We start from the raw sequence: 8,393 nt of genomic DNA on the forward strand, positions 1-8,393 counted from the left end.
CAGACGACCTTTGTCTGTTTAAAAAAGATTATTTGAAGCGGTAACCGACAGTAGCCATGTAGCTGTTGTTGTGGACTTTCAAATTGTCTTTTTTATAACGGGTTTGCTCCCATTCGGCACCGACTTCGACATTCGGTGCTACGGCGTATTTCGCGCCCACGCCGTAGCCGAGGCCGTTCATATTGTTGCGTTTCGCGCCCAGATTGTCGAAGCGGCCGTAGTGGTAGCCGACCTTACCGTAAGCCAGCGCGTTGTCGGTCAGGCGGTAGCCTTGGACGTAGGAAACGTTGGCATCGACTTTTTGTTTCGCATTGCCCGCGATTTTGCGGTGCAGCGGTTTGACACCGGCTTCAACGCCGCCAATCCAGTTGCTTTGTCCGAATTGTGTGTTGTAGCTGCCGCGTACGGCAACGTCGCCTTTGGTTTTTTCGTTCAGATTAACGTTGCGCACATCACTTTTGGTTGCACCCGCGCCGACTTCCAAGCCTGCGCCGGTAAAAGAACCGTCAGCGAAAGTGATGGCGGAAGCGGTAGCCAATAAAACAGTCAGTAAGGTTTTTTTCATGATAATGCTCCTTCACGGATAAACAGGAAGCGTGTTTCTGCTTCCGACGAATCCAGTATCGGATGCTTGCGGATGACCCGCAACCGCCTTTGCCGAGGCGTTACCCATTTTCTCAAGTGCTTAACGTTTGTAATTCGTTGAAACGGCTGAATTTGTGCCGACCGAAATGTCGAGGTGCGCGATTTATAATTTGCGTAAAGTACGATGAAAAGTATGAAGATTTATGGAGCTTGCTGTGTGGAGAGAGGGGCGTTTGGCGGCGGCGGCGGAGTGTAGAAAAAATGATAAAGGCTTAGATGACGGTTTACATTGGTTGATGTGGCTTTATTGCCATAAGCGTGAGAAAGGTCGTCTGAAAACTTGGTTTTCGGGTTTCAGACGACCTTTGTTTTATCGTGTTTATATGATTTTTTTCTGATTTCTTTATGCGAAGGTTATAATCCCTGCTTCTTCCAACCTCTCGCAAAGAGAAATACTATGAATAAAATCTTGAAATTAAGCATGTTGGCACTGATTGCCACGTTTTCCTTGGCAGCTTGCAGCAATAAAACCCCCGATACTTCTTCAACTACGACCACGCCTTCATCCCTTGACGGTACAACTGCAAAAGAAACCGAGGCTTCTGCTGAATCGGATACATCTTCATCTTTCAAAAGTTTGGATGAAAAAGGCAGCTATGCAATGGGTATGGACGTTGGCAAATCCTTGAAGCAGATGAAGGAACAGGGTTTCGAAGTTGATATGAAAGCCTTCTTTAACGCCGTACAGTCCGTATACGATGGTAAACAGACTAAATTGAGTGAATCGGAAGCCAGCATAGCGCAGGTGGAAATCATGACAGAACTTGAAGCTAAAGCAACGAAAAAATACGAGGAAGAAGCCCAAGCCAATAAAGAAAAAGGCGAAGCTTTTTTGAAAGAAAATGCCACTAAAGAGGGCGTGAAAACAACAGCATCCGGTTTGCAGTACAAAATGATCAAAGAGGGTACAGGCAGACAGCCTCGGAAAAACGATCTCGTACATATTGGATATGAAGGCCGTCTGATTGACGGTACTGTTTTCGACAGCAGTAAAGACGGTGCAAGTGATGACGGCGTAGGCGAATACTCCATTGTTCCGGTTGGGCAAATCATAAAAGGCTTAGGAGAAGGTTTGAGGATTTTGAAAGAAGGCGGCGAGGCTACCTTTTATATTCCTGCCAAACTCGCTTACGGAGAAGAAAAGGTTGGCAATAAAATCGGTCCGAATTCCGTTTTGATATTCGATGTCAAATTGGTCAAAATCGACAGAAACGGCAAACATCGTATTCGGTAATCTGCTTCTTTCGACAAAGGGAGCTTAAGACTGGCGCTCATGCGAAACTGGGTGCTGCTTAAAGCCAATCCGATGGTTGTGCTTTCCCTAAAACCTTCTTGATAAGGGAGTGGGTAATCCGCCGTATCAAATATAGTGGATTAACTTTAAACTAGGACGGCGTTACCTCGCCTTGCCGTACAATCTGTACTGTCTGCGGCTTCGTCGCCTTGTCCTGATTTAAATTTAATCCACTATATGAAAGAAGGTCGTCTGAAAAACCTGAATCGGGGTTTTCAGACGACCTTTGTTTTGCCTGAAATCGGGTGTTTACGAAATCAGGTTCAAATCGCTGATGCGGTCGTAGAGGCGGTCGGGGTCGTTGCCTTCTTCGTGCATTTGGATGCGCAGGCGCAGGTCGTTGGTGGAAACGGCTTGGCGCAGGGCTTCGTCGTATTCGATTTGACCTTGGGTGTAGAGTTCGAACAGGTGTTGGTCGAAGGTCTGCATGCCGTCTGTGCCGGAGCGCGTCATGAGTTCGCGGATTTCCATGAGCTCGCCTTTGAAAATCAAATCCTGCATGGCGGGTGTGTTGAGCAGCAAATCGACGACGGCGGTACGCTGGCTGCGGTTTTTCTTGATGGCGAGGCGCTGGCCGATGATGCCGGTCAGGTTGAGCGCCAAATCCATGAGGACTTGTTTGCGGCGGTCTTCTTGGTAGAAGTTGATGATACGCTCGATGGTTTGGGCGGCGGTGTTGGCGTGGATGGTGAAGACGCACAAGTGGCCGGTTTGGGCAAGCTGGAGGGCGTATTCCATACTGGCTTCGCTGCGCACCTCGCCGATACAGACGACGTCGGGCGCTTGACGCATCGCGCTTTGTACGGCGATTTTCCAGTCGTTGGTGTCGATGCCGACTTCGCGCTGGGTGAAGATGCTGCGGCGGGGTTTGTAGATGAATTCGATGGGGTCTTCGATGGTGACGATGTGGCCGGGCATTTTGTGGTTGCGGTAGTCGAGCATAGATGCCATGGTGGTCGATTTACCGGAACCGGTCGGGCCGGCAAGGATCAGCAGGCCGCGCGGGGAAAGGGAGAGGTCTTTGAGTTTGGCGGGCAGACCGAGGCTCTCCATTTCGGGGATTTCTTGGTTGATGCGGCGCAAGACCATGCCGACGCGGCCTTGTTCGTGGTAGGCGTTGACACGGTAACGGGTGTTGCTGCGGGATTGGACGGAGTAGTTGAGTTCCCATTCGCGGTTGAAGGTCTCAAGCTGCTCGGGGTTCATGGTGGATTCGACGATGGCGGCTGTGTCTTCGCCGGTCAGGGCTTTGTGCGGGACGGGGGTCAGGGTGCCGCTGACTTTGACGGCAGGCGGGAAGCCTGCGCTGATGAAGATGTCGGATGCGCCGCGTTTTTCTGCTTCGACGCACATGCGGTCGAGCAGGGGATGGAGGTGCGTGCCGATTTCGGCGGGGGTGGGGATATGCGGCGGTTGGTTTTTTTGCGAGTAGGCTTGCACCATTTCGCTGAGTAAGTCGTGTAAAGGAGTTGTTTCGCTCATTTTGTGTACTCTTTATCAGTAAGTGAATATTGAGACCGGCGGGCGGTTTGTTTGTTATTGGGTGTTGCCTGCCTTGCGGAGGTCGTCTGAAAACGGGAAACGGGTTTCCTCGTTGTGTAAACTGCGTTTTCAGACGACCTTGTCTGTTCCCGATAATGGTGTGCTGATCAGACGATGTTCATGCTGTCGCTGTTTTGCGCTTTGCTGCGGGCTACGTCGGGGCTGATGGTGCCTTGGCGGACGAGGGTTTGCAGCGCTTGGTCGAGGGTTTGCATACCGTGTGATTGACCGGTTTGCAGAGCAGAGTTGATTTGGGCGATTTTGTTTTCGCGGATCAGGTTGCGCACTGCGGGGGTGGAGATGAGGATTTCGTGTGCGGCAACACGGCCGTTGCCGTCGCGGGTTTTCAGCAGGGTTTGTGAAATGACCGCGCGCAGGGACTCGGACAGCATCGAACGCACCATTTCTTTTTCGCCGGCAGGGAATACGTCGACGATACGGTCCACGGTTTTGGCTGCGCCGGTGGTGTGCAGCGTACCGAATACCAAGTGGCCGGTTTCGGCGGCAGTCAGCGCGAGGCCGATGGTTTCGGGGTCGCGCATCTCGCCCACGAGGATTACGTCCGGGTCTTCACGCAATGCGGAACGCAGGGCGTTGGCAAAGCTGTGGGTGTGTTGGTGCAGCTCGCGCTGGTTGACGAGGGCTTTTTTACTTTGGTGGACGAACTCGATCGGGTCTTCGATGGTGAGGATGTGTGCGGGCTGGGTTTCGTTGATGTAGTTGATCATCGCTGCCAGCGTGGTGGATTTACCGGAACCGGTCGGGCCGGTTACCAATACCAAGCCGCGCGGGTTGTCGGCGATTTTTTGGAAAATACGCGGGGCGCGCAGGTCTTCCAGTGTCAATACGTCGCTCGGAATGGTACGGAAGACGGCGGCAGGGCCGCGGTTGGAGGTAAATGCGTTGACACGGAAACGGGCGACGTTGGGCAGCTCGAAGGAGAAGTCCACTTCCAAATCTTGTTGGAACAGTTTGCGCTGATGGTCGTTCATGACCGAAGTGACCATGTTGCCGACTTCTTCGGCGGACATTTCGGGCAGGTTGATGCGGCGGATGTCGCCGTGAACGCGGATCATGGGGGACATTCCGGCGCTTAAGTGAAGGTCGGAAGCTTTGTTTTTGACGCCGAAAGCGAGTAAGTCGGTAATCTGCATAATGTGGCCTTGTTTTAGTTTAGAATAATGAGGCGGAACCCGATTAAAAATGCGGGCGCGGAATGCTGGGCGTTTCCCTGTTCAGGTTCCGATAAATTGTATTATTTTAAATACATAAACCGTTCAGACCAAGTAAAATTTTCAAAATCGCTGTAATTGATGTAATAAAGGAAGAAATCATGTCGGTATTGCAACAAAATTATGCGGAGGTGTGCCGCCGTATTGCCGAGGCCGAGCAAAAGGCGGGCAGGCAGACGGGCGAAGTGGGTCTGATTGCGGTCAGCAAAACCTTCCCTTCAGACGATATCCGCGAGGTATATGCCGCAGGACAGCGTGATTTTGGTGAAAACTATATTCAGGAATGGTACGAGAAAACGGAAACGCTCGCGGATTTGTCCGACATCGTTTGGCACGTCATCGGCGATGTGCAGTCGAACAAAACCAAATTTGTCGCCGAACGCGCGCATTGGGTGCATACGGTAGGTCGTCTGAAAACCGCCCGCCGCCTGAGCGAACAGCGTCCGCCCGAAATGCCGCCTTTGCAGGTGTGCATCGAAGTCAATATAGCGGGCGAGGAGGCGAAACACGGCGTTGCGCCCGATGAGGCGGTCGCGCTGGGGGTGGAAGTGGCGAAGTTGCCGAATGTGGTTGTGCGCGGGTTGATGTGTGTCGCCAAAGCAGGCAGCAGCGAAGCCGAATTGCGCCATCAGTTCCAAACCATGCAGAAACTGCTTGCCGACCTGAATGCGGCGGGCGTTGATGCGGATGTGTTGTCTATGGGAATGTCTGACGATATGCCTGTGGCGGTCGTGTGCGGCGCAACGCATGTGCGCATCGGCAGCGCAATTTTCGGCAGACGGGAGCAAAAAGGGAAAGATAGTCAATGAAACAGATTATCTCGGTCTTTTTGCTTGGTTTGACCTTAACGGGTTGTCGGTTGATGGGCTGGTATCAATGTGAGTCCTTATCGGGCTGGTGTAAGCCCAAAAAGCCGGCAGCAATAGATTTTTGGGAAATTAAAGGCGAGCCGCCGCCTTCTATCGAGGATTTCCGCGGAACACGTTTGGCAGACGGGAGTTATTCCGTTGACGACAATGCTTATCGTACAGCAGCTAATGATTATTTCAGTAGGAAAATCAAAAAGTTTGAAGCTTGCGGACTGGATTGGCACACCCGCGATAAACGCCCTTTGGCGGAAACTTTCAAACAAGAAGGATTAGATTGTTTGGAAAAACAGGGTTTATACCGAACATCGCTGCCCGAAAGCGTCCGTTGGTAAAAAGGTCGTCTGAAATTTTTCCGGTTGGGTAGAAACGACATTTCAGACGACCTCAGAAAATGTATCTCATTTAAAAAATTAAGGAAATTTATGAACATCTACTTTTTAGGCGGCGGCAATATGGCAGCCGCCATTGCGGGCGGATTGGTCAAGCAGGGCGGATACTGCATCCACATCGCCAACCGCGGCGCGGAAAAACGCGAGCGTTTGGCAAAAGAATTGAATGTTGAAGTTTCCGAATCCCTGCCTGAACTGAATTCAGACGACGTGTTAATCCTTGCCGTCAAACCGCAGGACATGGAAGCTGCGTGCCGCAACGTTCGTGTCAACGGCGCATTGGTGCTATCCGTTGCTGCCGGTTTGTCTATTGATACCCTCAGCCGCTACCTTGGCGGAACGTGCCGCATCGTCCGTACTATGCCCAATACGCCGGGGAAAATCGGTTTGGGTGTATCTGGCATGTTTGCCGCAGCGGAAGTCTCCGAAGCCGACCGCGCCGCCGCCGACCGCATTATGCGTTCCATCGGTTTGACTGTTTGGTTGGAAGAAGAAGACAAGTTGCACAACATTACCGGCATCAGCGGCAGCGGACCCGCCTACGTTTTTTACCTGCTCGGCGCGCTCCAAGCCGCCGCTCAGGCGCAGGGGTTTGACGAAGAAGATGCACGCGCCCTCAGTCTCGCCACGTTCAAAGGCGCAGTCGCCTTGGCAGAACAAAGCGGCGAAGACTTTGCGCGATTGCAGCAAAACGTTACTTCCAAAGGCGGAACCACCCACGAAGCCATCGAAACGTTCAAATCATGCCACGTCGCTGAAGCCATTGCCCAAGGCGTTGAAGCCTGCGTCAGGCGTTCGCAGGAAATGGCACAACAATATAAGGTCGTCTGAAAATGCGCGGAGATTTATTGATATTGCTTGCCGACGGCATCGTTATCCTGTGTTTGGCACGCCTTTTCTTGCAAGCGGCGGGTTTGAGTGAAAATCATGCGCTCTTGGCGTTCAGCAAGCGATCAACCGATTGGTTGGTCAATCCGCTGCACAAAATCCTGCCCATAAAAAAATACGACCCAGCCTGCCTGGTGTCAGGACTGTTGTTATATTACATCGTATTCACCTTCATCACTTTAGTGGCGCAACCTGCCGCATTCAGCGTCAAAATCATCATCGCCAATTTTATACTGGCAGTGTTGAATACAATTAAATCAGCAGCTTATGTATTGTTGATAGGATTGTTTATCCGCATGGCGCTCAGTATTAAAGATCCCTATTCCCAGCTTTCCGTCGCGCTGGAACGGATATATCGCCCCATACTTTCTCCCGTGCAGTTTTTAAAGTACGGACGCTACGATTTTTCAGGTAGTATATTGGCATTATTGCTGTGGATTTGGTTAAGCAGTCTATCGCCTCAAATTACCCGTCAAATCAACTTGTGGCTACTACAATAGACAGCAAGTTCATTAAGAATTTGCAGTATGACGTAAGCAAAACGCAAAAAAGTGAAAATCAAAACCACGGCTGTGAAAACATGGTATTATGCCGCCATTTCTAAACGGACTTAAGAAAAGAAGTTCTAAGAAATCAATAAAATAAACCACTTGAGTAGCATTTCGTTTCCCACAATAGATTGAAAGAAAAATTATGGCAAAGCTGACAGAACAAGACATTTTGAATTGGGACGGCCCGGAAGAAGATTACATGAATAGCGACCAGTTGGCATTCTTCCGCGAACTGCTGGTAAAAATGCAAGACGAACTGATTGAAAACGCATCTGCCACCACCGGCCACCTGCAAGAACACGAATCCGCTCCCGATCCCGCCGACCGCGCCACTCAAGAAGAAGAGTACGCGCTCGAATTACGCACCCGCGACCGCGAACGCAAACTTCTGGGTAAAGTACAAGCAACCATCCGCAGCATTGACGAAGGCGAGTACGGCTTCTGCGCAGATACCGGCGAGCCCATCGGCCTCAAACGCCTCCTTGCCCGCCCGACTGCTACACTTTCCGTAGAGGCACAAGAGCGCCGCGAACGTATGAAAAAACAGTTTGCCGACTAAAATAACGAAATCGGTTGATTAAATTAGGTAGTAAGAAAATACGAAGGTCGTCTGAAAGAGATTTCAGACGACCTTTGTTGTTTGGTGCGGTTGAGTGCGGATTGGGTTCGGGTGTTTTTGAGTTTTGTGAAATAAAAGCTGTTGAATTTCAGTTTGTTGAAGTGTTTTGCAGAATTTTTTATTGTTTAGGAGTTGACGGGTTTTGAGGAGGGGGGTATAGTTCGGTTCTTCGCTGCTTCGGCGGTGGTTGAACGAACAAATAAGTATATCACAGTTGGTCTAATTTTTCGAGGTTTATAAGAAAAGTTTTGATTGACAATGAGATGAAATGCTTTATAATTCGTTTTTGCTCTTTAACAAAACAGATTACCGATAAGTGTGAGTGCGACAGCCTCACACTGTTTGAAAGACAGACAAGATGATG

General features: G+C 50.6%; 10 protein-coding genes. 7 read left to right on the forward strand and 3 right to left on the reverse strand.

Features of this window, described 5'->3' with window-relative positions:
- Nucleotides 1-28: 28 nt before the first annotated feature.
- On the reverse strand, nucleotides 29-565 hold the full coding sequence (locus AAG834_RS08940) for a porin family protein (RefSeq protein ID WP_003767081.1): 537 nt from the start codon (nucleotides 563-565) through the stop codon (nucleotides 29-31).
- Nucleotides 566-788: 223 nt separating this feature from the next.
- Between AAG834_RS08940 and AAG834_RS08945 the strand changes: the two genes are divergently transcribed.
- Complete coding sequence (locus tag AAG834_RS08945) at nucleotides 789-983, forward strand: hypothetical protein (RefSeq protein ID WP_342031916.1); 195 nt, start codon at nucleotides 789-791, stop codon at nucleotides 981-983.
- Between the two features lie 59 nt (nucleotides 984-1,042).
- Nucleotides 1,043-1,879, forward strand: a complete 837-nt coding sequence (locus tag AAG834_RS08950; RefSeq protein WP_342031917.1) for an FKBP-type peptidyl-prolyl cis-trans isomerase — start codon at nucleotides 1,043-1,045, stop codon at nucleotides 1,877-1,879.
- Nucleotides 1,880-2,188: 309 nt separating this feature from the next.
- On the opposite strand, the gene AAG834_RS08955 is transcribed toward AAG834_RS08950, so the two are convergent.
- Together AAG834_RS08955 and AAG834_RS08960 are read right to left on the reverse strand one after the other, a co-directional pair.
- The gene (locus tag AAG834_RS08955; RefSeq protein ID WP_342031918.1) at nucleotides 2,189-3,421 is read right to left on the reverse strand and encodes a PilT/PilU family type 4a pilus ATPase; all 1,233 of its coding nucleotides are present in this window, start codon (nucleotides 3,419-3,421) and stop codon (nucleotides 2,189-2,191) included.
- A gap of 167 nt (nucleotides 3,422-3,588) precedes the next feature.
- Nucleotides 3,589-4,635 (reverse strand): type IV pilus twitching motility protein PilT, encoded by a 1,047-nt coding sequence (locus tag AAG834_RS08960; protein WP_342031919.1) that lies wholly within the window; start codon nucleotides 4,633-4,635, stop codon nucleotides 3,589-3,591.
- A gap of 179 nt (nucleotides 4,636-4,814) precedes the next feature.
- Between AAG834_RS08960 and AAG834_RS08965 the strand changes: the two genes are divergently transcribed.
- From AAG834_RS08965 to dksA, 5 genes are all read left to right on the forward strand, one after another.
- Complete coding sequence (locus AAG834_RS08965; RefSeq protein ID WP_342031920.1) at nucleotides 4,815-5,522, forward strand: YggS family pyridoxal phosphate-dependent enzyme; 708 nt, start codon at nucleotides 4,815-4,817, stop codon at nucleotides 5,520-5,522.
- Entirely contained in the window at nucleotides 5,519-5,914 is a 396-nt protein-coding gene (locus tag AAG834_RS08970; RefSeq protein ID WP_342031921.1) for an RNA-binding protein, read from the forward strand. The genes AAG834_RS08965 and AAG834_RS08970 overlap by 4 nt, the downstream gene beginning before the upstream one ends.
- A gap of 90 nt (nucleotides 5,915-6,004) precedes the next feature.
- Entirely contained in the window at nucleotides 6,005-6,802 is a 798-nt protein-coding gene (gene proC / locus AAG834_RS08975; RefSeq protein WP_342031922.1) for a pyrroline-5-carboxylate reductase, read from the forward strand.
- Between the two features lie 2 nt (nucleotides 6,803-6,804).
- The gene (locus tag AAG834_RS08980) at nucleotides 6,805-7,359 is read left to right on the forward strand and encodes a YggT family protein (protein ID WP_342031923.1); all 555 of its coding nucleotides are present in this window, start codon (nucleotides 6,805-6,807) and stop codon (nucleotides 7,357-7,359) included.
- A gap of 193 nt (nucleotides 7,360-7,552) precedes the next feature.
- Complete coding sequence (dksA, locus tag AAG834_RS08985) at nucleotides 7,553-7,969, forward strand: RNA polymerase-binding protein DksA (protein WP_003744416.1); 417 nt, start codon at nucleotides 7,553-7,555, stop codon at nucleotides 7,967-7,969.
- The last annotated feature ends 424 nt before the right edge of the window (nucleotides 7,970-8,393 follow it).

The sequence above is a fragment of the Neisseria sp. Marseille-Q2251 genome, from assembly GCF_940793045.1.
Classification (GTDB): domain Bacteria; phylum Pseudomonadota; class Gammaproteobacteria; order Burkholderiales; family Neisseriaceae; genus Neisseria.